Source organism: Exiguobacterium sp. K1 (assembly GCF_033721435.1).
GTDB lineage: Bacteria > Bacillota > Bacilli > Exiguobacteriales > Exiguobacteriaceae > Exiguobacterium_A > Exiguobacterium_A artemiae.
Map to the genome: position 1 here is coordinate 130,652 of NZ_JAOTIT010000001.1, position 22,589 is coordinate 153,240.

Here is a 22,589-nt window from a genome sequence, read left to right on the forward strand (position 1 = left end):
AGAAGGATGGTGAAAGCTTCTCATGGAATTCCGTCATTTCTTTACTCCCTCATAGCCCAGGCGGGGATAATCCGCTTGCGTGTCACGCCCGTTAGCGCGTGTTCGAGCCGGTGCATGGAAACATGTTCGGGAACGAGGGTGGTACCACGAGATTGAGACTCGTCCCTTTTTGAGGGATGGGTCTTTTTATTTTAATTTGAGGGGGAAGCAGTCATGTCAAACATTGCTCTTACATTTCCAGATGGCGCAGTAAAAGAATTTGCAGCCGGAACAACAGCTGAGGAAGTTGCCGCTTCAATCAGTCCGGGATTACGGAAAAAAGCATTTGCCGCAAAATTAAACGGTCAAGTCATCGATTATCGTCGTCCGATTGAGGAAGACGGTTCAATTGAACTCGTCATGCCGGATTCGGAAGAAGGACTGGATTTAATCCGTCACTCATCTGCCCACTTGATGGCACAAGCGATTAAACGTCTGTACCCGGACGAGACGATTCATCTCGGAATCGGACCGACGATCGAAAACGGGTTTTACTACGACATTGATATGGAGCGTCGTCTGACAGAGGAAGACCTGCCGGAAATCGAAAAGATGATGAATAAGATTGCCGGTGAAAACTTACCGATCGAACGGGAAGTCGTTTCACGCGATGAAGCATTAGCTGTTTATCAGGAATTAAACGATCCGCTCAAAATCGAATTGATTGAATCGATTCCTGCCGATCAGGATTTAACGTTCTACCGTCAAGGCGAGTTCTTCGACTTATGCCGCGGACCGCACGTACCGGCGACAGCGAAACTCCAAGTCTTTAAACTGATGAGCATCGCCGGTGCTTACTGGCGCGGTGATTCAAAAAACAAGATGTTGCAACGGATTTACGGAACAGCATGGGCAAACAAAGATCAGTTAAAACAACACCTGCACTTCTTGGCGGAAGCCAAAGAGCGCGATCACCGGAAACTCGGGAAAGAACTCGACTTGTTCTTCACATCCCAAGATGTCGGACAAGGTCTGCCGATGTGGTTACCAAAAGGAGCGGCCATCCGCCGGACGGTCGAGCGTTATATCGTCGATAAAGAGCTTGAACTCGGATACGAGCACGTCTATACGCCGGTTCTTGGTTCTGTTGAACTGTACAAAACATCAGGACACTGGGATCACTATCAAGATGATATGTTCCCGAAAATGGAAATGGACAATGAAGAGTTGGTTCTCCGTCCGATGAACTGTCCGCACCATATGATGATTTATAAAAATGAACCGCGGTCGTACCGTGACTTACCGCTCCGTGTCGCAGAACTCGGTGGTATGCACCGGTATGAGATGTCGGGTGCGTTAACAGGTCTTCAGCGTGTCCGTTACATGGTCTTAAACGACGGTCATACGTTTGTTCGTCCGGATCAGATGAAGGAAGAATTTAAAGCCATCGTTCACTTGATTCAAGAAGTGTATGCCGACTTTGGTATCACGGACTATAAATTCCGTCTTTCGTATCGTGATCCGGCGGATAAAGAAAAATACTTCGACAACGATGCGATTTGGGAAATGGCGCAACGTGAGTTGAAAGAGACAATGGATGAGCTCGAGCTGCCGTACTTTGAAGCGGAAGGCGAAGCTGCATTCTACGGACCAAAGCTTGACGTACAAGTCCGCACAGCGCTTGGTAAAGATGAAACGCTGTCGACCGTTCAACTCGACTTCCTCTTGCCTGAACGCTTTGAGCTGACATACAAAGGAAACGACGGACAAGATCACCGTCCTGTTGTCTTACACCGTGGTGTCGTCTCGACAATGGAACGATTTGTCGCTTACTTGATCGAAGAGTACAAAGGAGCGTTCCCGACGTGGCTCGCACCGGTTCAAGTCAAGTTGATTCCGGTCTCAAGCGTACATGAAGACTACGCACGTGAAATCAAAACGATGCTTTTGAAAAAAGGAATTCGTGTCGAAACGGACTTCCGTGATGAAAAACTCGGTTACCGGATCCGTGAAGCACAAGTCAATAAAGTACCGGTCATGTTGGTCCTCGGCGACAAAGAAATTGAAGCGCGCGAAGTCAATATCCGCCGTTACGGTTCAAAAGATTCAAGTAACGCATCACTCGAACAGTTCGTCAGCGATTTGGAACAAGAAATCGCGAACCGTTCAAAATAAGCATGTCTTACCAGTAAAAAGAGGATGGCTGACAGCCATCCTCTTTTTGTGTCTTCTACAGATTTTGTATGGAAGTACCGATAATAGGAACAGAGAAGGGAGACGAAAGAATGAAAACAAGAATGATGCTTGCAGTATGTCTGATTGTTGCTTTTCTGCTCCTGCCTGATACGGAACATGCAGTCAGTATGAAAAGTTACCGGATTACGCCGCAGACAGAACCGATCGATCCTGTACTTCGCGCTTACTCCACATATAATGCCCAAACTAGAAATCATTACACACTCCGGTCATATCTTGAAAAAATTGAAGCGGAAGGCGGAGGAACATTGGTCTTGTCGAAAGGGATGTATCAATCTCCGTTACGTGTCGGCGTTCCTTCCAATACAACCATCATTTTAGAGGATGGCGTCATCATCAAAAAGACGAATGAGACCGGCACACCAAAACTTCAAGCGACGACGAGTATCTTTGATTTGGTACCGCCATCCGTTTTACGATTGAATAAAACAGTCGGGACATACAGCGGGTCCAAAAATATTAAAATCATCGGGCAGGGAAATGCTCAAATCGATTTAAATTATTTTCCGCGTGGTTCGGCTTTCGCCATCGCACATAATGAAAATCTGTATCTTGGAGGAATTACGATTCGTCATCAGCAAGGATCACATGCGATTGAACTGGATGCGACCAAAACAGCTCTCATTGAAAACATGCATTTTGTCGATGCCAAGATGATTGCCGGGACAGGACCAAATGAATCGATTAACCTTGATACGCCGGATCCGGTCACAAAGGGATTCCAGTGGAAATGGTCAGCCCAAGACCGGACACCAAACCATGATATTACGATTCGAAACAATGACTTCACTAATATCAATGTCGCAATCGGAACACATCAATACTCTCAAGATCGTCCGCATACGGCTGTGCGCATTTTGAATAATGTAATTGACGGGACAAAAGACTATGCGATTTCAATGATGAACTGGAACCAACCCGTCATTCAATACAATACGATTCGAAACGTACATCGGGCAGACGGGAAAGCGATTGCTATTTTAGGACGTGGAGTAGTCGGTGGGAGCATTAAACATAATCGACTGGAAAAGGTCGACCGGGCAATTCAATTCCAGCCTCACGTCAACTATGGATTCAAGCCGCTCTACAATCGATTCACAGATAAAGAAAAACTGAGCTTCCGTCAGAATGAAGTAAATCAAGCAACGGTAAATCAAGTCGTATTGTTTTCCAAGCTAGGTGTCTACTCGGCGGAAACATCAGAACGCTTTAATTTTATTCCTTAAAAAAAGCCTATTCCTTTGCGGAATAGACTTTTTTTATAGAAAAGATTATTTTTGCATCTGTTGCAAGAACGGTTGGATATCGACTTGTAACGCTTCTGATAATTTCTTGCCGAGCGATTCGTCCGCACGGTAGAAGTTGCAGATGGCAAGCAAGACAGTGTTTTCATGGCGGACTTGTTTTAAGTCATCCACTAAGTTGTTCAGGAGTGCCGTTTGTTCTTCTTCTGTCATACGACGGTATACTTCACCGGCTTGACCGAAGTTATTTGTTTTTTCGATTTCAAGACGACCGTGAATGTCATCATACAACGGCTGGTTTTCTTCCGTGTATTCCGGCGTTTGTTTCGGCTCGTCCTGGTAACGGTTTGGTTCGTAGTTGACCGGGCTTGTTTGTTGTCCGACCGGCATTGCACCGTCACGTTGATAGTTGTTGACCTGAGCGAACGGGCAGTTAATCGGCAACTGTTGATAGTTCGTTCCGATACGGTAACGCTGTGTATCGGAATACGAGAAGAGACGCCCTTGGAGCAATTTATCTTCTGACGGCAACATGCCTGGGATCAGTACACCCGGGTTAAAGCCGACCGATTCCGTTTCAGCAAAGTAGTTGTCGACGTTTTTGTTTAATACCATCGTTCCGACGTGTTGGAACGGGATGACATCTTCAAACCAATCTTTTGTTGCATCGAGTGGATCGAAGTCGAAGTTGTCGACATCAGCCGGATCAAGAACTTGGACGAACAAATCCCACTCCGGGAATTCTCCGTCTTCAATCGCCTGATACGTATCGTTTGATGCATGGTTAAAGTCTTTTCCTTGAATCTCTGTCGCTTCATCTGCTGACAGGTTATGAACACCGACTTTTGGCACCCAACGTAACTTGATATAAACCGTATTGCCGTGAGCGTTCACCCATTTAAAAGCATGGACGGACGAACCGCGCATTTTACGGTAGCTTGCCGGAATTCCCTCATCCGTAAAGAGGTGCATCAACATATTTGTCGATTCCGGGCGTAATGTCATGAAGTCCCAGTAGCGGTCAGGGTCTTGAATATTCGTGCGTGGATCCGGTTTCAGCGAGTGGACCATATCCGGGAACTTCATCGCATCGCGAATAAAGAAGACCGGTAAGTTATTTCCGACGAAATCCCAGTTTCCTTCTTCTGTATAGAACTTAACCGAGAAGCCACGTGGATCACGTAACGTTTCAGGAGAATGTGTACCGTGAATAACGGTTGAGAAACGGGCGAATACAGGAACCTCGGTCCCTTCGTTTTGAAGGAATGCCGCTTTTGTATATTTCTTCATCGAATTTTTTACCGTGAAGACGCCGTGTGCACCAAAACCACGGGCGTGTACAACACGCTCAGGAACACGTTCCCGGTCGAAATGGGCCATTTTCTCAATCAGTTGATAGTCTTCAAGCAGTGTTGGACCGCGACGACCGGCCGTACGCGAATTCTGATTGTCACCAATCGGGACACCCTGGTTTGTGGTTAATCGTTTTTCACTCATTAATAACTCCCCCTTATGTATAAGATTACATTGATTATAAAACAATAATTATTCTAAATAAAGAATAATGCTCTGCAAATTCTGAAAACTTGTTTTGACTTTTTTTATTTACCCAGACGAACAAACTTAGAAACTTCTTGCTAAACGGACAGAGGATTGCTATTATAATCAAGTATCTGAGCAACGTTCTAACCGAACAGATATAGCGGCTTGACATCGAGGGAAAACAAGTGCTATGATAGCAAAGTGAAATGACAACAAAGCAGAAGCATCCCGCTTCTCACCACGTATAGCAAGCTATGCTGGTCCATCATGATGATATGTGATAGTAGAGTGTTCTCTGACTATTGTATACTTTATGAGTGTGGGCGGGAAAAACTGCCGACGCTTTTTTTATAGCGTTTTATATCATTCATTTTTCGTGCTCTGCACGATGGAGGTGCTAACCATTAGCAAAGATCTGTTAATCAATGAAGGCATTCGCGCTCGAGAAGTTCGTCTTATCGGAGCGGATGGCGCTCAACTTGGAGTCCAATCACGTACGGAAGCGTTACGTCTTGCTGAGGAAGCTGACCTTGACCTCGTCATGGTCGCACCACAAGCGACACCGCCTGTATGTAAAATCATGGACTACGGTAAATACCGTTTTGAGTTGCAAAAAAAGGACAAAGAAACTCGGAAGAATCAGAAAGTGATTCAGATGAAAGAAGTCCGTCTCAGCCCGACGATCGAGGAGAATGACTTCCAAACGAAATTCCGTAATGCGAAGAAATTCTTGGAGAACGGCAACAAAGTGAAAGCGAGTATTCGTTTCCGCGGACGTGCCATCACTCACTCAGAAATCGGTAGACGTGTCCTAGAACGTCTCGCTACAGAATTAAGCGAGTTCGGTGTCATTGAACAGAGACCGAAGATGGAAGGACGCAGCATGTTCCTAGTGCTTGCTCCAAAGAAAGAAGACTAATCGAATCGAAGTAGGAGGGAATCTCTCATGCCTAAAATGAAATCGCACCGCGGTGCTTCTAAGCGTTTCAAACGTACTGCTTCTGGTAAATTGAAACGTGGTCGTGCTTACACAAGCCACTTATTCGGTAACAAATCAACTAAAGCGAAACGTAAATTACGTAAAGCTAGCATGGTATCATCGGGTGACTTTAAACGTATCCGTCACATGATCGCTAAGTAATTTACCCAATCGTACACAGATTTAGGAGGGAATTTATATGCCACGCGTAAAAGGCGGATATACGACTCGTCAACGTCGTAAAAAACAACTCAAATTAGCTAAGGGCTACTACGGCTCGAAACATACACTCTTCAAGGTTGCAAAACAGCAGGTCATGAAATCTCTCATGTATGCTTACCGTGACCGTCGTCAAAAGAAACGTGACTTCCGTCGCCTCTGGATCACTCGGATCAATGCGGCTGCACGTATCAACGGTCTTTCTTACAGCCGCATGATGCATGGTCTTAAATTAGCAGGTATCGACGTTAACCGTAAGATGCTCGCTGACCTCGCAGTTACAGATGCAACTGCATTTGCTTCACTTGCTGATACAGCAAAAGCAAAATTGAACGCTTAAGTTCTACAATTCGTCGGGGAATTTAATTCTCCGACGTTTTTTTTGGATTCATGGTAAAATAAAAAAGCGCATTTTTATGGGCTGGGGCAATTTTTTTAGATTAAAAGGAGAATTAAGATGGACTGGTTGACACTTTTTGAAATGCAGGAACAATTGGATAAACGGATTCAGTCAGAACATAATTTGACGGGAAATCAATTTGATGAACGTTTGCTGGCGCTATTAGTGGAGCTTGGTGAACTTGCGAACGAAACGCGTTGTTTTAAATTCTGGTCGACAAAAGGACCATCGGCGCAAGTCACGATTCTTGAAGAGTATGTCGACGGTGTCCATTTTCTACTTTCTTTAGGACTTTCTTTAGACTATCGTAAAAACGACTTTGTCGAAGGGGATTACTATCTGACAGCGACAGATGCGTTTTTGGATGTCTATAATAAGACAAACGTGTTTGCGATTTCGCGGACCGAACAAAGTTATGACGTTCTAATTGGTGCTTATCTCGCATTAGGTGCTACACTTGGTTTTACACAAGAAATGATTTTCAAAGCTTATGTCGCAAAAAACGAGGCGAATCACGTTCGCCAAGACAACGGTTACTGAGGAGGAAATCAGATGAATGAACAATTACATATGCTGAAACGTCTTACGGACGCAACGGGTGTTCCCGGAAATGAGAAAGAAGTACGTCAATTAATGCGCGAATATCTTGAACCGCATGCAGAAAACTTCCATCAAGATGGATTAGGCAGTTTATTTGCCGAACGTCAAGGAGCGGGAGAAGATGCACCACGGATTTTGATTGCCGGGCATATGGACGAGGTCGGATTCATGGTCACGAAGATTGATGAGAAAGGATTCCTTCGCTTCCAGCCACTCGGTGGATGGTGGGGACAGGTTCTTCTTGCACAGCGTATGAATATTGTCACATCATCTGGTGAAGTCATTCCAGGTGTCATCGGTGCGAAACCGCCTCATGTTTTACCACCGGAAGCGCGCAATAAACCAGTCGATATCAAAGAGATGTTCATCGATATCGGTGCCACTTCGAAAGAAGAAGTGGAAGGGTGGGGAATCCGACCGGGAGATACGGTTGTTCCGCATTGCGAATTTACTGTGATGAAAAATGATAATTTCCTGATGGCAAAAGCGTGGGATAACCGTATCGGTTGCGCCATTGCAATCGAAGCGATCAAACGCTTAAAAGAAGAGGGTCACCCGAATACGATTTTTGCCGGTGCTACGGTACAGGAAGAAGTCGGTTTACGTGGTGCTCAAACGATTGCGAATCTGCTTCGTCCGACGATTGCTTTTGCAGTCGATACAGGAATTCCGGGTGATACACCAGGTATGACGGATCGTGAAGCCTTATCCAAACTTGGAGAAGGCGTTCAAGTCATCCTGTTTGATGCGACGATGATTGCGCATCGCGGATTGATTGATTTTGTAACAACGGTTGCTAAAGAAGAAAACATTAAATATCAATTGGATCTGACACCGGGTGGCGGAACAGATGCAGCGAAGTTCCACCTGTCTCATACGGGTGTTCCTTCACTTGCCTTGACTGTTCCGATCCGCTACCTGCATACAAACGTTTCAATCATGCATAAAGCAGATTTCGAAGCTGCCGTCGACTTGATTGTCGCGGTGACAAAACGTTTAGATGCAGAGACGGTCCAAGCGATTTACGAGGGGTAAACCATGAAACACATTTCATCTCCAAAAAACGAAATCGTTAAACAATGGAAGAAATTACTGACTAAAAAAGGACGCTTGCAAACAAAACGTTTCCTGATTGAAGGGGAACATTTAGTGGAAGAAGCCGTTCGTGCCGGAATCATTAAAGAATTGATCGTGCGCGAGGACGTTCAAGTACCGGGTTCTTGGAAAAAGAATGCCGCTGATTTGATCACGATTGATGAATCCGTCGCAAAAGTACTTTCTGAGACAGAAACGACACAAGGTATTTTTGCTGTCTGTGAAATGAAACAGCAGACAGAACGTTTGGAACGCGGGCGTTATCTTTTACTCGATCGTCTCCAGGATCCGGGAAATGTCGGAACGATGATTCGGACAGCGGATGCTGCCGGTTTTGACGGTGTCATCATTGGTCATGGGACAGTGGATGTCTATAACAGTAAAGTCCTTCGGGCGACACAAGGTTCGATTTTCCACTTACCTGTCATCATGATGTCACTTGACGAAGCCATTCAAGACTTACATGAGCTTGGAGTCTTCATTTTAGGGACTGCCTTACGTGGCGCTCAACCGTACACAGACGTTGAGAACCTTGGGGCAATCGGTCTGATTATCGGAAATGAAGCACAAGGTGTTGCTCCGGAGTTACTCGACCAATGTGATGGTCGGGCATACATCCCGATTCGCGGAAAAGCAGAATCTTTAAATGCGGCAGTTGCTGCCGGAATTTTACTGTATCATTTTGCTCCGGCTGATTGAATCCAAGGAAAGTTCGTGCTAAAGTGAGTTACAGCATCATATTTAACTAGACAAAGATGGAACAGAGTAGGTTAGAAAACGATTCGATCAGGGAGAAAAAGCCTTAGACTGAGAGCTTTTTTACGAATCTGCTAGCTGAATTCACTCCGGAGTCGCACGAGAAATCGTGACGGGAGGCGCCCGTTACCGCGCCGCTTGAGGACTTGAGAATTTCAAGTTGAACAAGGGTGGTACCACGATTATATTAAATCGTCCCTTCGGCATTTGCCGGAGGGACGATTTTTTTATTTGGAAAAGGAGTGAGGAACATGCGGGAACAATTAGAAGCTTTACGTGATGAAGCGTTGCAACTCGTTAATCAAGCAAGTACACAAAAAGAATTAAACGATGTCCGGGTAAAATACCTTGGGAAAAAGGGACCGATTACAGAAGTGCTTCGGGGAATGGGAAAACTTTCAGCTGAAGAACGACCAGTCGTCGGAGAAATTGCGAATGCCGTCCGCAGTGTCATTCAAACTGAACTCGAACAGCGTCTTGTTGATGTCAAACAACAGGAAATGGACGCAAAATTAGCACTTGAAGCGATTGATGTGACCCTTCCCGGTCGTCCGAAACAGGTCGGTCAAGCCCATTTACTGCAACAAGTGACAGATGAAATCGAAGATATCTTTGTCGGTCTCGGTTATACGATTGCCGAAGGTCCGGAAGTCGAACAGGATCTGTTCAACTTCGAAATGTTGAACTTACCGAAAGATCACCCGGCCCGCGATATGCAGGATTCGTTTTACATCACGGATGAGATTTTGATGCGGACGCATACTTCACCGGTACAAGCCCGGACGATGCTCGCTTCAAAAGGTGAACCGATCCGGATTCTTTGTCCCGGAAAAGTGTACCGCCGAGACGAAGATGATGCGACACACTCGCACCAATTCATGCAGGTGGAAGGACTGGTCGTCGGTGAAGAGATTTCAATGGCAGACTTAAAAGGAACACTTGAAGCATTCGTTAAACAAATGTTCGGTGAAGCACGCGAAATCCGGTTACGTCCGAGCTTCTTCCCGTTCACGGAACCATCGGTCGAAGTCGATGTATCGTGCTTCAAATGTGGTGGTAAAGGATGCAACATCTGTAAACAGACAGGTTGGATTGAAATCTTGGGCGCAGGAATGGTTCACCCGCACGTGCTTGAAATGGCGGAATATGACAGTACGAAAATGTCTGGTTTCGCCTTCGGAATGGGGATTGAACGAATCGCCATGTTGAAATATGGTGTTGATGATATTCGCCACTTCTATACGAATGACGTTCGCTTCAGCGAACAGTTTTAAGGGGGAAAACAGATGTTAGTCTCAAAACAATGGTTGCAGGAATTTGTTGATGTTCGTCATAAGACAGGTCAGGAATTGGCTGACTTGATTACAAAAAGCGGTATTGAAGTCGAAGGTGTCGAGGTTCGGGACGCTGACTTGAACAATATCGTCGTCGGTCGTGTCCTGACGAAAGAAAAACATCCGGAAGCGGATAAATTAAATGTCACGACAGTCGATATCGGACAAGAAGAGCCGGTTCAAATCGTTTGCGGTGCACCGAATGTCGATGCCGGACAAGATGTCATCGTTGCCCGCGTCGGAGCCCGTCTGCCGGGCATTAAAATCAAGCGTGCCAAACTGCGTGGTGTTGTTTCGGAAGGAATGATTTGTTCCCTTGAAGAACTCGGTTTCGAGAAGAAGTACATCCGGGAAGATGAACAGGACGGCATTCATACGTTCCGTGAACCGGTCACACCCGGGCAAGATGTCCTCGAATTGCTTGGACTCCACGATGAAGTACTGGAACTCGGGTTGACGCCAAACCGTTCTGATTGTTTGAGCATGTATGGTGTAGCGCATGAAGTAGCCGGCATCTTGAACACTACACCTGTTTTTCCGTCTGTCGAAGTACCGGAAGCAGCATCGTCGACTGCAGTAACTGTTCAACTGGATTCGGAAGCCTGTACGTTTTATGCGGCCCGTGAAATTCGCGATATTACAATCGGGGAATCGCCGCTTTGGTTAAAAAATCGTCTAATCGCGAACGGAATCCGCCCGATCAACAACGTCGTCGACATCACGAACTTCGTTTTGCTGGAGACGGGACAGCCGTTGCATGCGTTTGATGCCAACAAACTGGGGCAACAAATCGTCGTTCGCCAGGCAAAAGCCGGTGAAACGTTCCAAACTCTTGATGAAGTCGAACGGACACTTGATCCGTCGATGCTCGTCATCACAGACGGTGAACGTCCAGTGGCGCTTGCCGGTGTCATGGGGGGCGCGAATACGGAAGTGGATTCTGCGACGACGTCCATCGTCCTTGAGTCTGCCTATTTTGCACCGACATCGGTTCGGAAAACAAGCCGTGTTCTCGGTCTTCGATCAGATTCGAGCTCGCGTTTTGAAAAAGGTGTCGATCCGCGTCGTGTCGTGTTAGCGCTGGACCGGGCCGCGATGCTGATTGCTGAACTGGCAGGAGGTACAGTATTATTCGGAACGGCTGAAGCCGGTACGCTTCAACTGGAGGATCATCTGATTGAAGGCAGTGTTTCTTACATCAATCACCGCCTTGGTATGGAAATCGAAGGAACGGTCATGAAAGATCTGCTCGAGCGTCTTGGTCTTGAAGTCGAATTGTCGGCAGATGCATTGACAGTCAGTGTCCCGACACGTCGTCAAGACTTGATGATTCCGGCCGATTTAGCGGAAGAGGTTGCCCGTCTTTACGGATATGATGCGCTGACGTCGAGCCTGCCGCGCGAAGCAAGCCGCGGTTTCTTACCAAAACGTAATCAACACCGCCGTAAGATGCGTCACCTTCTTCAAGGTGCTGGTCTGTCACAAGCCATCACATACTCGTTGACGAGTGAGCAACGTGCAATGCAATTCAATGAACAGCAAGATTTGCATCCGGTTAAATTGGCGATGCCGATCAGTGAAGCCCGTTCCACGCTTCGGACATCCTTGATTCCGGGACTGCTGGAAGTCGCACAACATAATGTGGCACGACAACATGCTGATCTTGCCTACTACGAACTCGGAAGTGTTTATCTGCAACGTGATGCCTCACTTGAGACATTACCGCTTGAACAGGAAATGCTCGCAGGCATCATGGTCGGTCTGGCAGAGCAACATCGTGTTCACGGAACGCACGTCAAAACGGACTTCTTTGTCATAAAAGGAATCGTCGAGACGCTGGCTGAGGCGCTTGATGTGCCGTTAACGTATGAAGCGGCAGCAATGCAGTCGATGCACCCGGGCCGGACGGCACGAATTCTCCTTGACGGGGAAGCGATTGGATTTGTCGGACAAGTTCACCCCGGCTTATCGAAAGAAGAATACGGTCTGAAGGAAGTCTATGTCTTCGAACTCGATGCGATGGCACTGCACTCTAAAGCAGCCCGTGTCTATCAGGAAATTTCACGTTTCCCGTCAATGACGCGTGACGTCGCGATTGTTCTCGACCGTTCTGTATCTGCGAGCGAAGTCGAAGCCGTCATCATGCAAGCTGCAGGACCATTATTGAAGCAAGTGGAACTGTTTGATGTCTATACCGGTGATAATGTTGGAGCGGATCAGAAGTCGTTTGCCTTCTCGCTCCGTTATCAAAATAAAGAACGGACACTCGTCGATGAAGAGGTCACGACAGCTCATCAACAAGTCATTGAAGCCCTTCAATCATCGTTTAAAGCCGAATTGCGTTCTTAATCGTTTATACCTTTTTAAAAGTGAATGATTACCCGGAAAAGGGAGCTGGATGAATCAAAATCCAGCTCCCTTTTTGATATGTCTATAAACTATTTTTTTCTTCGCTTGAGATACAGTCGGACTACAGGTTGGCTACAGGTCCGCTCGATAAGATGAAGTCAGAAGAAAAAGGGAGGCTTATATATGAATTTTTTAAAACGGGCAGGAAAAAGTATTATTGCACGAAAAGGAAAGACGCTGATCATGCTGATCATCTTGACAGTGATTGGGTCACTTGTGCTATCCGGATTTGCCATCCAGGCAGCTGCAAAAAATGCAGGGGAAGAAGCACGAAAAGAACTCGGAGCGACCGTCACCCTTCAAGTCGACCGACAAAAACAGATGCAGGAACGACAAGCATCAGGAGAACGGGGACGACCTGAACAACAGGCGATTAGTCTGAAAGAGATTGAAGCGGTTGCTAATCTCAGCGAAGTCAAATCTGTCAATTACTTATCACAAGCAACCGCCACTTCCAGTAGTGTCGATCCAGTAACCAGTGAATCGACGGAAACGTCTGATTCCGAACAAAAAGGTCCTGGTACGATGGAGATGCCGGAAGGGATGACAACACCTGACTTTTCCCTGAACGGTGTCACGAGTATGGAACTGATAAATGCCTACACGGAAGGGACCTTAACAGTAGTCGAGGGGGAAGCGTTGACCACCGATTCACCTGAAAACAGTGTCGTCATTGATGAAAACTTAGCATCAGAAAACGATTTAAAGGTCGGGGATACGATTAAATTAAAAGCAACGACTACAAAACAATCTCAAAAATTGACGATTATCGGTCTGTCGTCATCGACGGAAGCGACATCCGATGCTGGTTTCCAGGCCGCCGGTTTCATGGATCCGATGAACCAGATGTATGTCTCGAATGATACGTTAGCTGATTTTGCGACAGAAGATGGAGAAGTCAGTGTATCGAGTGTTGTGTATACATTAAAAGATCCGGCAACGATTGCGACCTTTAAAAAAGAAGCGCAACTTGCAGCAAGTGATTTGGACTGGGATACGTATATGCTTGATGCCAATGATGCGGCTTATCAAAAGATGGTCGGACCAATCGAACAGGTTGCTTCGTTTTCTAAATCGGTTGTATATCTCGTCAGCATTGCAGGAGGATTGATTTTAGCATTGTTGATTTTATTGTCTGTTCGTGAACGCCGGAAAGAAATGGGGATTTTACTTGCGATGGGTGAAAAACGTTCCAAATTAATGGGACAATTGTTGATTGAGACGTTTGCGGTTGCAGCGTTTGCTTTCCTGATCACATATGCAACAGGCGGCATGACCTCTCAGTTTATGACAGATCAACTGCTCAGCCGAGAAGTGACGGAAGCAACAAGTACGGTTGCGACACAAACCGGATTTGGAGGTCCGGGCGGTCCCGGACAACAAATGCTGAACAGTATCCCGCAAATCACCGAAATGACGACTAATATCGACTGGGTGACACTGATTCAGGTAATGGAAATCGGAAGCTTGATCGTCTTCTTGTCCGTTCTGTTCCCATCAGTCGCCTTACTGCGTATGAATCCAAAAGAAATTTTATTACGGGAGGATTAATCCAATGACTATCTTAAAAATGAATGATGTCTCGTATGCCTATACATCGGGAAGTAAAATTCAACATATCTTAAAAAATGTATCGATTGAATTTAAATCCGGTCACTTTTACGCGGTTCTTGGCGAATCGGGATCTGGGAAAACGACTGCACTCAGTTTGCTGAGTGGTCTCGATTCACCTACTGAAGGACAAATTGAGTATGATGGACGAGACTTGCGAAAAATTGGTTTAACAAGATACCGCTCACGTCATGCTGCAACCGTATTTCAAGCCTTTAATTTACTGACGTATCTGAATGCGATTGACAATATCATCGTGGCGCTGGAATTGAGTGGGAGAAAGGTCAAATCGAAAAGAAGTCACGCTTTAGATCTGCTCGCTCAAGTCGGACTAGATGAAACACATGCCGAGAAAAAAGTGCTTCAACTAAGTGGCGGTCAACAGCAACGTGTAGCTATTGCCCGTGCACTGGCAACGGAGGCGCCGATCATTTTGGCAGATGAGCCGACCGGTGCTCTGGATGAAAAAACAGCTGCCGATATCATTGAACTGTTTAAACGACTTGCACATGAATCGAATCGTTGTATTATTACCGTGACACATTCAGCGGAAGTTGCCCGTGCAGCAGATCATATCATCGAATTGAAACAACAACACTTCCGAATCAGAACAAATGCCGAGCCTCAGACGGTATGACCATTATTCCGGGAGACAGAATACACCGGCCATCTTCTTGTTCTTGACAGAACAGGAAGGCAGCCGGTGCTTTTTTGTATCTACCCCAATTAGGTGAGAGGACTGCCGATTCTAAACGAAAAGAAAGTGGGAGGTGAACCACCGATCTTCTTTCCGGATAAAATCTAAACATCATGAAGCAAGTTCCTGCTCATGCGGTGGTTCGTTTCGACGATTGAAAATGAAGTAGATGAAACCACTTGTAAGAACGATGATACTGCAAAACAAAAACATGTTCGAGTAACCGATTTTGGCAGCAAGGCCCGACAGTAATAATGCGCCAAGACCAAATCCGCTGTCATAAGCCAAGAAAAAGGTAGAAATGGCTTTTCCTTTTTGATGTGGTGCAGCGTAGGTCAGCATGACCGTCTGGAGTCCGGGGAAAATCGAAGCAGATCCGATTCCGATGATGAGTGCAGCCAAAAGTAACCCGGGTAACGAAGGGAAAACGCCTAAGAGAATAAAACCTAGACTATACAGCAGGAAAGAAGGAAATAAAACGAAACCCGGTCCTTTTTGGTCAAACCATCTGCCGGCAAGCGGACGGATTGCTACCATGCCAAGTGCGACGAGGGCATAAAAGTAAGACGCGTAGGAAATGTGACCAATTGAATCCGTATACAATGAAATGAAAGCCGCTGTACTGGAGATGGCGACACCGGCTAAAACAGTGGCAAACAATAATAACGGACGGGATAAGAAAAGTGATTGATGAAGCCGGAAGACACGCGTATTCGGTACATGTTGACTCGTTAACGGTAAGCGAATCATCAGAACGAATGAGACGAATGCGAGCGATGCGACCGTGATGAAATAAAGGAAAAAGGCATCATGTTGAATCAAACTAAGTCCGATGACCGGTCCGAGAACGGAGGCAAGATTCATGGATAAAACAAAATACCCCATCCCTTCACCTTGACGGGTTTTCGGAATAAGTGTCGTTACGGCCAAGCTGATGGATGAAGACAACATTCCGAAGCTAAAACCATGAAAAATACGGACGATGATGAGATACAAAAAAGAATTCAAGGGAAGAACCAACAGATACAAAACACTCATCATCGTGAACAATGATGCAGAAATCAACAGCATCCGTTTGACATCGTGGCGATCAAGCCAATGACCAATCAAGGGTCGGGAACAAACGGTTGCTAAAATAAAGCTGGTGACGACCCAACCCAGTGCAGCCTGTGAAACATCAAATTGTTTAGCGGCAAGTAAAGGAAGTGAAGCATTGAGTAAATAAAACGTAATGAATAACAACAGATTGATCAATAAAGTCAGTACGTAATGACGATGAAATAAACGGTTTTTCAAAGTGAATCCTCCTGTTCATCTGGACGGTGTGTTGCGAGTAACTGTGTCATGACTGCCGCAATGATGCTTTGATCGTCGAATGATACAGATTGCAGAAATGCATGATGAGCCGACTGGACGGCCTGATCGATTTCACGATAAGCGTGACGGGCGGAAGGCGTTAAAGTAATCAGGCGTTTACGTCCAGAACCCGTTCGCGTGATGTAGCCTAACTCTTCAAGACGTGCAACCGTCTTGGTGACGGCGGGTTTTTCAATGACTAAGTATTTGGATAAGGCAACTTGCGAGACGGGTTCGAGAATGGCGACTGCTTTGATTAACCCCCATTGTCCGGTGTGTAACGAAAAAGGCAGAAGCGCCGCATCGATATCCCGCTTTGCGAGGCGTGCTACTTTGGATAACTGTCCTAACAGATCTTCTTGAAACGTGGTCATATAAAAAACTCCTTTAAGTTAACTAGTTAACTTAAAGGAGTATACCGAATCGGTAACACGATGACAAGTTATTTTTCGGAAGGAAGCGGAAAGACGGCTTGAAACGTGACCTGATTGATTGAGCCGTTGATTTGAGTCATGATTTCGAGCCGGTCCATGATTTGACGAACGAGGAACAGACCCAAACCGCTCCCGCCATGAATCCGATTTCTGGATTGCTCCGAACGAACGAGAGGATCAAACCAGTTTGCGGTTTCACTTGTATCTTGAACGGTTGGTTCATTGGTAATCGTCAAGACGACAGCTGTATCCGTTGTGTCTGTCGAAATTTGGATGTTTCCCGTGACAGCGGTGTAAGAGACGGCGTTCATGAGTACATTATGAAGGGCACGACCCAACAAAGAAGGATCACTCTGAATCCAAGCATCATTTCCGGTTACTGTGACGTCCAGTCGACGCTCCGTAATCAGGTTCTCAAGTGGTCGTAGTTGTTGCTGTAGGATTTCATGCAGGGAGATATCATGTTTTTTGACTTCTATTTGTTCGACGCGGGCGACTTCAAGAAGTTCTGCAACCAATCGCTCCATATTTTCAATGACTTGTCCGGCGCGTTCTAAATAATAATCGCGATCCCGGTAAGCTCCTAAATTGAGTGACATCCCTTCAACCTGTCCTTTTATGATTGTTAACGGTGTCTTCAGCTCATGTGAGATGGCTAAAAATAAATTACGCCGTTCCGCATCACGTTGCCGATCTTTTTCAGATTCGAGACGCAAGCGTTCGTTCGAAGTATGCAGCGACTGCATCGTCGATTCCAGTTTTGTTGCCAGACGATTGATGTTTTCTGATAAATCGCCTAATTCATCGGACGAAGTATGGTGTGTCCGTACCGAAAAATTCAAGTGGGCGAGTTCTTTTGTAGCTTGATTGATCGTCAGTAAAGGGCGTGAAATGGTTCGAGAATACAAAAAAGCGGCTAAAGCAGCAAGTAACAGCAACGGAAGAACGATATAGGGGGCAAGATTCAAAATCACACTTTTCACTTCATCAATCGGTTGAATCATTTGATTGGCCTCTAAAATCAAAGTCTGGTCAGTCAGGTCGAGCGTCAAGGATTCTTGAATCATACCTTTTGGCGCATTGTCAGAAACAGGACGCGCTTGCCGGAGAGGACTCCGTTCAAAGCCGGGTGCATAATACAACTGATTGGTTTCCGTCCAAAGAGAAAAACGAATTCCTTGATCCGATAGACGGTCGAGCTCCGTAATCAATTGGGCACTGGATTTTTTTTGAGCGGTCTGTTGGATCGTTAACATCGTTGTATGAAACTGATCTTCCCGGTAGCTTTGATAATAAGACGGTAATGTTGCATATAGAAAGCCGACAGTCGACAGGACGGCAATCATCAGCAAACTAACCGTTAATGAAAACAACTTCCACGTTATCCGATGGCGTTTAATTAGTCGCTTCAAGTTTATATCCGACTCCTTTTACGGTCTGAATGTAGGGAACGTTGATTTTTTTGCGAAGGTTTTTAATGTGTGTATCTAAAAAACGTGTATCCCCAAAAGCGTCAAATCCCCATAATTGTTGAATCAGTTGTTCTCGTTCCAGTACTCGACCTGGATTTTCCAACAATAAATGAAGGATTTGAAACTCTTTTAACGTCAAAATAACAGCGTTACCAGAAATTAAAACGTTATAGCTTGCCGGAAATAGGGTAATTTCACGGAAAGAGAGCTGTTCTTCGTCATTCGTCCGGATTCGTCGAATGACGGCTTCGATTCTGCGCAATAAAATGCGTAAGGAAAAGGGTTTGGCAATATAGTCATCGATCCCAAGGTCAAACCCTTTTACTTGATTGTCTTCATCTTGTAAAGCGGTCAAAAAGATAATCGGCGTTTGAGACGTTTTTCGAACCTGTTGCGCGACTTCAAAACCGTCCAGATAAGGCATCATGATATCCAGTATCATCAAATCGAATGTCGCTGACTGATGCAGCTTAAGTGCCTCCATTCCGTTAGCGGCACTTGTGACATGATAGCCGCTCGATTCAAGCAGTTCAGTTAAGAGTTCGCGGATATCAAATTCATCTTCCGCAATTAAAATATGTGTCATTTTTTTCACCTCATACTTAGTTGTACCATCATTATCTGAAGTTTAACTGAATTTAGCGAGAATTCTCCCACCTCTAAGCGTCTCAGGGCGAAGCCCGGCATAGGTGGGAGATGAATCGCCCTGTTTTTCAAGACTGAGATTGTTGGATACAATCAGTGTAACGAATCAAAAGGAAACTTCAATTTGCGAAGCAAATAAGTGGTGAGTAGTTCACCGGTAAAGCCCGTCAGAATACTGTCGCTGTTCGTTTAAACTCAGGAGGAGAGAACATACATCATGAATCGTTTAGATAAACACCTGTCCGAATTAATTGCGCCATTTCATCTCACATGCGAAGTAAATCCTTCCATCACGGGCATCGCAACAGACTCGCGTGAAGTGACAAAAGGCTGTCTGTTTATTTGTGTCCGCGGCTATACCGTTGATGGACACCAGTACGCTGAAGAGGCCGTTGCAAACGGAGCCGTTGCGATTTTAGCGGAAGAACCCATCGACGGAGTGGAAGTTCCCGTCGTCCTATTACAGGATACAAAACATACTGCCGGAAAAGTGGCGGATTTATTTTACGATCATCCGAGTCACAAGTTGAAGGTTTACGGCATAACAGGTACAAACGGAAAAACGACGACGACCAAACTGACATACGATTTATTTCGTGCTGCCGGACAGAAGGCAGGGATGATCAGCACAATCGGAGCGATGATTGACGGAGAAATGATCGATACACCGAATACAACACCGGAAGCTATCATTTTGCATCGTCTGTTATACCAGATGGTCGAGCAGGGGGTCACCGATTGTGTACTCGAGGTTTCTTCGCACGCTTTAATGGAAGGTCGCGTGGAAGGGGTAAAGTTTCATGCCGCAGCGTTTACGAACCTGACACACGATCACCTTGATTACCATGCCTCGATGGAAGAATACGCGCAGGCAAAAGCCTTGTTGTTCAAACAAGTGGCAACGAGCGGAGGGCAAGCGGTCATTCTAAATGAGGCTGATCCGAAGAGTCGAGTCATGGAAAAAGCGGCAGAAGGCGTGCCTGTCATCTGGTACGCAACAAAAGCGCTGTCTGAAGCACCAATCACAGTGGAGTGGAAAGAGGAGACTGTCAGTGTCCGGATTGACGGGACAGTGACGGAAGTTCCTGTCTTTCTTCTCGGCGATTTCAATGCTGCGAATCTTGCGGCAGCCATCGGACTGATGCAGGCAGGTAACGTTAATATGTATCAGCTGATCCGCCATATACCGGAACTTCGTCTTCCGAAAGGACGTTTGGAACAGATTCCGTTTGAAGGGTGCGAAGTATACATTGATTATGCGCACACACCGGACGGATTGGAGAAGTGTTTGAAAGCATTGTCTGTTCCGGGCGAACCTTTATATATGGTGCTGAGTGCAGCAGGGGAACGAGATCGTTCCAAACGAGCGGTGATGGGACGGATTGCCGGTCAGTATTGCGAGGGAATCATCGTGACGGTACATGATCCGAGGCGGGAACAGCCGCAACAAATCATTAAAGAGCTTCTGGTAGAGATACCGCCTCGAAAAATCATCACCTGTCATGAGTCGCGAAAAGAAGCACTCCAGATTGCAGCAAAGGTTGCATTGACCGGGAAGCGGATGGTCATTGTCGGGAAAGGGCATGAACGGTTCGAACAGATTGGGACGGAGCACGTGCCGTTCGATGAAGTCAAGATTTTAACCGATGAACTGATTCGGTTATCCGGTCAGGAGACGGCCATGTAAAAAACCGACCATTTTTCATTATGGTCGGTTTCTTTTCTTAGCTAAAGCTTCCGCTTTTTTAGTATTGGCGAAATGATATTTTGTCCATTCCTGTAAACGTTCAGGACCGTATCTTAATAAGAGCGAAGCAGCGACCTGATCGACTTTTGCACCGGCACCTTTCGGGATCTCCGTCCCGGTCTGGCGGCTCAACTGATCCATCTCTTTTAAGAAGATGGCCCGTGCCAAAATTGAGGCGGCGGCGACGGCGACGTGGATTCCTTCCGCCTTCGTCGAAAAGTAGACGTTGTCCTTGACCTGGTTTGTCTCTCCGGAAAGATGTTTGTAGTAGACAGCTTTTTCAGCGAATTGATCAATCAGGATGGCTTGCGGCGGTTCATCCAGTCGAGTGAGTAATCCATTGAGCGCCGAATTATGAAGCAGGGCGGTCATCTTGCCCTGTGTCATCGTCCGTTGCATTCGATTGTAATCCGGATTGTGCAGGATCCGGTATTCATAAGGAATCACAGCATGCAAATCACGAGCAATCGTTCGGATTTCCGGATCGGAGACGTTTTTAGAGTCGCGGACTCCGAGCTCCCGGACCAGTTCGATTTTCGTTTTGTCGACGTAAGCGGCAACGACGACTAAAGGACCAAAAAAGTCACCTTTTCCGACTTCGTCACTGCCGACGACCGACCAGTTGGCAAATCCTTCTGGTAAAGAGCCGCTTGCCGGAGAAACGGTTTTTTTTGCTATCGGCGAACCGTAACGTACAGCGACAGTTTCAGCTTCCTGTCCTTGAAACATGACTTTTCCCGAGTTATAGACGGTCACGATACATCCGGCCGTTCGTGCGGCGAATCGTGCATAAGGCGGAGGAGAAACTTGATGGCGCGTGAAATCGGAAATGACGGTTTCCTGTTTTTCTTTTGTTAGCTTTAAAACGACTGTTCCCATGACATGATCACCCTTTCGAAAATAAGCATACCATCCTTAAGTCGGATGGTGGACTTCTTTTCCTATTTCAAAAATGATGGTACTATATGAAAGAAGCAAAGTATGAGGAGGACAGGAAAATGGCTGATTCAGAAGGGTTGAACCGGACGACGATTCATATTGCAGGAAATGATTATACGATTGTCGGAACGGAGTCACCTGAACATGTTCGCGAAGTGGGTCTCCTCGTGGATACAAAAATTCGTGAAATCAGAGACCAGGCACCACAACTCGACGTGCGACAAATTGCTGTTCTAGCAGCTCTCAATATCGGTAGTGACTATGTCAAAATCAAAAAGAATTTGGGTGAACTTTAAACATGATTTCTCTTGTTATCTTACTGTTTTTAGCTTTAGGCACGATGACGGGTGTCCGTCGGGGTGTTGTGTTACAGGCAGGTCATTTATTAAGCCTGATCATCTCGTTTATTGTAGCTTTGTCGTTTTACGATGAGTTGGCCGAGAAGTTCAAGTTATGGATTCCCTACCCATCAACGCTGGATGATGCTGGAATTGATTTAACGATGTTCTCCATCCCGAGTTCGGTTGGTTTGGATGAAGTGTTTTATAAAGCCTTTTGGTTCATCGTCTTGTTTTTTGCGACGAAAATCGTGTTATCGATTATCATCGCAATGTTTGATTCACTGACGAACATTCCGGTTCTCAAGCAGGTCAAAGGTCTCTTGGGAGGTATCTTCGGATTCATCGAGATGTATATCTTCATCTTCTTGGTTTTGTTCCTGGCAGCCTTTGCACCGGTTCAGTCCATTCAAGATGCCATTGCAGATTCAAGTTTAGCGTCATTTATGATTCAACATACACCGGTCCTCGCAGATTGGTTAATGCAAAAAGTCGGTTTGATAAAATAACGTGCTCCCGTTGAATGGGAGCTTTTTT

21 protein-coding genes and 1 other annotated feature are annotated in these 22,589 nt (G+C 46.0%); of the genes, 15 read left to right on the plus strand and 6 right to left on the minus strand.

Annotated elements, in window-relative coordinates; all coding sequences use genetic code 11:
• The first annotated feature begins 213 nt into the window (after positions 1-213).
• A complete protein-coding gene (gene thrS, locus N7U64_RS00635; RefSeq protein ID WP_318927879.1) occupies positions 214-2,154 on the plus strand; it encodes a threonine--tRNA ligase in 1,941 nt (646 codons plus the stop codon).
• 110 nt (positions 2,155-2,264) lie between these two features.
• Positions 2,265-3,461, plus strand: coding sequence for a hypothetical protein (locus N7U64_RS00640; protein WP_012371061.1), 1,197 nt, complete (start codon positions 2,265-2,267; stop codon positions 3,459-3,461).
• Positions 3,462-3,506: 45 nt separating this feature from the next.
• Here the strand turns inward: N7U64_RS00640 and N7U64_RS00645 are convergent, their stop codons facing one another.
• Positions 3,507-4,976: a catalase gene (locus N7U64_RS00645; RefSeq protein ID WP_318927882.1), complete on the minus strand. Its 1,470-nt coding sequence runs from the start codon at positions 4,974-4,976 to the stop codon at positions 3,507-3,509.
• Between the two features lie 254 nt (positions 4,977-5,230).
• Positions 5,231-5,376 (plus strand) — a sequence feature (ribosomal protein L20 leader region).
• Positions 5,377-5,409: 33 nt separating this feature from the next.
• Here N7U64_RS00645 and infC point away from each other — a divergent pair.
• The 10 genes from infC to N7U64_RS00695 all read left to right on the plus strand — a co-directional run bounded on the left by infC (position 5,410) and on the right by N7U64_RS00695 (position 15,061).
• On the plus strand, positions 5,410-5,940 hold the full coding sequence (infC, locus tag N7U64_RS00650; protein WP_012371059.1) for a translation initiation factor IF-3: 531 nt from the start codon (positions 5,410-5,412) through the stop codon (positions 5,938-5,940).
• Positions 5,941-5,967: 27 nt separating this feature from the next.
• Complete coding sequence (gene rpmI, locus N7U64_RS00655) at positions 5,968-6,162, plus strand: 50S ribosomal protein L35 (protein ID WP_012371058.1); 195 nt, start codon at positions 5,968-5,970, stop codon at positions 6,160-6,162.
• Between the two features lie 37 nt (positions 6,163-6,199).
• Positions 6,200-6,559, plus strand: a complete 360-nt coding sequence (gene rplT / locus N7U64_RS00660) for a 50S ribosomal protein L20 (protein WP_012371057.1) — start codon at positions 6,200-6,202, stop codon at positions 6,557-6,559.
• A gap of 117 nt (positions 6,560-6,676) precedes the next feature.
• The gene (locus tag N7U64_RS00665) at positions 6,677-7,159 is read left to right on the plus strand and encodes a dUTP diphosphatase (RefSeq protein ID WP_012371056.1); all 483 of its coding nucleotides are present in this window, start codon (positions 6,677-6,679) and stop codon (positions 7,157-7,159) included.
• 12 nt (positions 7,160-7,171) lie between these two features.
• Positions 7,172-8,254 carry a M42 family metallopeptidase gene (locus N7U64_RS00670; RefSeq protein WP_214850161.1) on the plus strand — a complete coding sequence of 361 codons (1,083 nt, stop codon included), beginning with the start codon at positions 7,172-7,174 and terminating at the stop codon, positions 8,252-8,254.
• Positions 8,255-8,257: 3 nt separating this feature from the next.
• Positions 8,258-9,013: a TrmH family RNA methyltransferase gene (locus tag N7U64_RS00675; RefSeq protein WP_290827322.1), complete on the plus strand. Its 756-nt coding sequence runs from the start codon at positions 8,258-8,260 to the stop codon at positions 9,011-9,013.
• Between the two features lie 308 nt (positions 9,014-9,321).
• Complete coding sequence (gene pheS, locus N7U64_RS00680; RefSeq protein WP_012371053.1) at positions 9,322-10,344, plus strand: phenylalanine--tRNA ligase subunit alpha; 1,023 nt, start codon at positions 9,322-9,324, stop codon at positions 10,342-10,344.
• Between the two features lie 12 nt (positions 10,345-10,356).
• Entirely contained in the window at positions 10,357-12,753 is a 2,397-nt protein-coding gene (pheT, locus tag N7U64_RS00685; protein WP_318927893.1) for a phenylalanine--tRNA ligase subunit beta, read from the plus strand.
• 183 nt (positions 12,754-12,936) lie between these two features.
• Complete coding sequence (locus N7U64_RS00690) at positions 12,937-14,364, plus strand: ABC transporter permease (RefSeq protein ID WP_318927894.1); 1,428 nt, start codon at positions 12,937-12,939, stop codon at positions 14,362-14,364.
• Positions 14,365-14,368: 4 nt separating this feature from the next.
• Positions 14,369-15,061: an ABC transporter ATP-binding protein gene (locus N7U64_RS00695; RefSeq protein ID WP_318927895.1), complete on the plus strand. Its 693-nt coding sequence runs from the start codon at positions 14,369-14,371 to the stop codon at positions 15,059-15,061.
• Between the two features lie 171 nt (positions 15,062-15,232).
• Here the strand turns inward: N7U64_RS00695 and N7U64_RS00700 are convergent, their stop codons facing one another.
• The 4 genes from N7U64_RS00700 to N7U64_RS00715 all read right to left on the minus strand — a co-directional run bounded on the left by N7U64_RS00700 (position 15,233) and on the right by N7U64_RS00715 (position 18,969).
• Complete coding sequence (locus tag N7U64_RS00700) at positions 15,233-16,417, minus strand: MFS transporter (RefSeq protein WP_214763386.1); 1,185 nt, start codon at positions 16,415-16,417, stop codon at positions 15,233-15,235.
• Positions 16,414-16,851, minus strand: a complete 438-nt coding sequence (locus N7U64_RS00705; RefSeq protein ID WP_012371048.1) for a MarR family winged helix-turn-helix transcriptional regulator — start codon at positions 16,849-16,851, stop codon at positions 16,414-16,416. Before N7U64_RS00705 ends, N7U64_RS00700 begins: the two co-directional genes overlap by 4 nt.
• Before the next feature lie 68 nt (positions 16,852-16,919).
• Positions 16,920-18,323 carry a HAMP domain-containing sensor histidine kinase gene (locus N7U64_RS00710; protein WP_318927896.1) on the minus strand — a complete coding sequence of 468 codons (1,404 nt, stop codon included), beginning with the start codon at positions 18,321-18,323 and terminating at the stop codon, positions 16,920-16,922.
• On the minus strand, positions 18,307-18,969 hold the full coding sequence (locus tag N7U64_RS00715; RefSeq protein WP_012371046.1) for a response regulator transcription factor: 663 nt from the start codon (positions 18,967-18,969) through the stop codon (positions 18,307-18,309). Before N7U64_RS00715 ends, N7U64_RS00710 begins: the two co-directional genes overlap by 17 nt.
• 276 nt (positions 18,970-19,245) lie before the next feature.
• Here N7U64_RS00715 and N7U64_RS00720 point away from each other — a divergent pair, with 276 nt between their 5' ends.
• A complete protein-coding gene (locus N7U64_RS00720; RefSeq protein WP_318927897.1) occupies positions 19,246-20,715 on the plus strand; it encodes a UDP-N-acetylmuramoyl-L-alanyl-D-glutamate--2,6-diaminopimelate ligase in 1,470 nt (489 codons plus the stop codon).
• A gap of 18 nt (positions 20,716-20,733) precedes the next feature.
• Here N7U64_RS00720 and rnhC read toward each other — a convergent pair whose 3' ends face one another.
• Positions 20,734-21,654, minus strand: a complete 921-nt coding sequence (gene rnhC, locus N7U64_RS00725) for a ribonuclease HIII (RefSeq protein ID WP_012371044.1) — start codon at positions 21,652-21,654, stop codon at positions 20,734-20,736.
• Positions 21,655-21,773: 119 nt separating this feature from the next.
• On the opposite strand from rnhC, the gene zapA reads away from it, so the two are divergent.
• Together zapA and N7U64_RS00735 are read left to right on the plus strand one after the other, a co-directional pair.
• Positions 21,774-22,010, plus strand: coding sequence for a cell division protein ZapA (gene zapA / locus N7U64_RS00730; RefSeq protein ID WP_012371043.1), 237 nt, complete (start codon positions 21,774-21,776; stop codon positions 22,008-22,010).
• A 2-nt stretch (positions 22,011-22,012) separates the two neighbouring features.
• Positions 22,013-22,561 carry a CvpA family protein gene (locus N7U64_RS00735; RefSeq protein ID WP_214763391.1) on the plus strand — a complete coding sequence of 183 codons (549 nt, stop codon included), beginning with the start codon at positions 22,013-22,015 and terminating at the stop codon, positions 22,559-22,561.
• Positions 22,562-22,589 lie beyond the last annotated feature (28 nt).

Excerpts from the sequence above, each read along its gene's own strand:
- zapA (WP_012371043.1), top strand. The coding sequence starts at position 21,774 with ATGGCTGATTCAGAAGGGTTGAACCGGACGACGATTCATATTGCAGGA.
- pheT (WP_318927893.1), top strand. The coding sequence starts at position 10,357 with ATGTTAGTCTCAAAACAATGGTTGCAGGAATTTGTTGATGTTCGTCAT.
- rpmI (WP_012371058.1), top strand. The coding sequence starts at position 5,968 with ATGCCTAAAATGAAATCGCACCGCGGTGCTTCTAAGCGTTTCAAACGT.
- N7U64_RS00705 (WP_012371048.1), bottom strand. The coding sequence starts at position 16,851 with ATGACCACGTTTCAAGAAGATCTGTTAGGACAGTTATCCAAAGTAGCA.
- N7U64_RS00715 (WP_012371046.1), bottom strand. The coding sequence starts at position 18,969 with ATGACACATATTTTAATTGCGGAAGATGAATTTGATATCCGCGAACTC.
- N7U64_RS00690 (WP_318927894.1), top strand. The coding sequence starts at position 12,937 with ATGAATTTTTTAAAACGGGCAGGAAAAAGTATTATTGCACGAAAAGGA.
- thrS (WP_318927879.1), top strand. The coding sequence starts at position 214 with ATGTCAAACATTGCTCTTACATTTCCAGATGGCGCAGTAAAAGAATTT.
- N7U64_RS00720 (WP_318927897.1), top strand. The coding sequence starts at position 19,246 with ATGAATCGTTTAGATAAACACCTGTCCGAATTAATTGCGCCATTTCAT.
- N7U64_RS00665 (WP_012371056.1), top strand. The coding sequence starts at position 6,677 with ATGGACTGGTTGACACTTTTTGAAATGCAGGAACAATTGGATAAACGG.
- N7U64_RS00675 (WP_290827322.1), top strand. The coding sequence starts at position 8,258 with ATGAAACACATTTCATCTCCAAAAAACGAAATCGTTAAACAATGGAAG.
- N7U64_RS00695 (WP_318927895.1), top strand. The coding sequence starts at position 14,369 with ATGACTATCTTAAAAATGAATGATGTCTCGTATGCCTATACATCGGGA.
- pheS (WP_012371053.1), top strand. The coding sequence starts at position 9,322 with ATGCGGGAACAATTAGAAGCTTTACGTGATGAAGCGTTGCAACTCGTT.
- N7U64_RS00645 (WP_318927882.1), bottom strand. The coding sequence starts at position 4,976 with ATGAGTGAAAAACGATTAACCACAAACCAGGGTGTCCCGATTGGTGAC.
- rnhC (WP_012371044.1), bottom strand. The coding sequence starts at position 21,654 with ATGGGAACAGTCGTTTTAAAGCTAACAAAAGAAAAACAGGAAACCGTC.
- N7U64_RS00735 (WP_214763391.1), top strand. The coding sequence starts at position 22,013 with ATGATTTCTCTTGTTATCTTACTGTTTTTAGCTTTAGGCACGATGACG.
- rplT (WP_012371057.1), top strand. The coding sequence starts at position 6,200 with ATGCCACGCGTAAAAGGCGGATATACGACTCGTCAACGTCGTAAAAAA.
- N7U64_RS00640 (WP_012371061.1), top strand. The coding sequence starts at position 2,265 with ATGAAAACAAGAATGATGCTTGCAGTATGTCTGATTGTTGCTTTTCTG.
- infC (WP_012371059.1), top strand. The coding sequence starts at position 5,410 with ATGGAGGTGCTAACCATTAGCAAAGATCTGTTAATCAATGAAGGCATT.
- N7U64_RS00670 (WP_214850161.1), top strand. The coding sequence starts at position 7,172 with ATGAATGAACAATTACATATGCTGAAACGTCTTACGGACGCAACGGGT.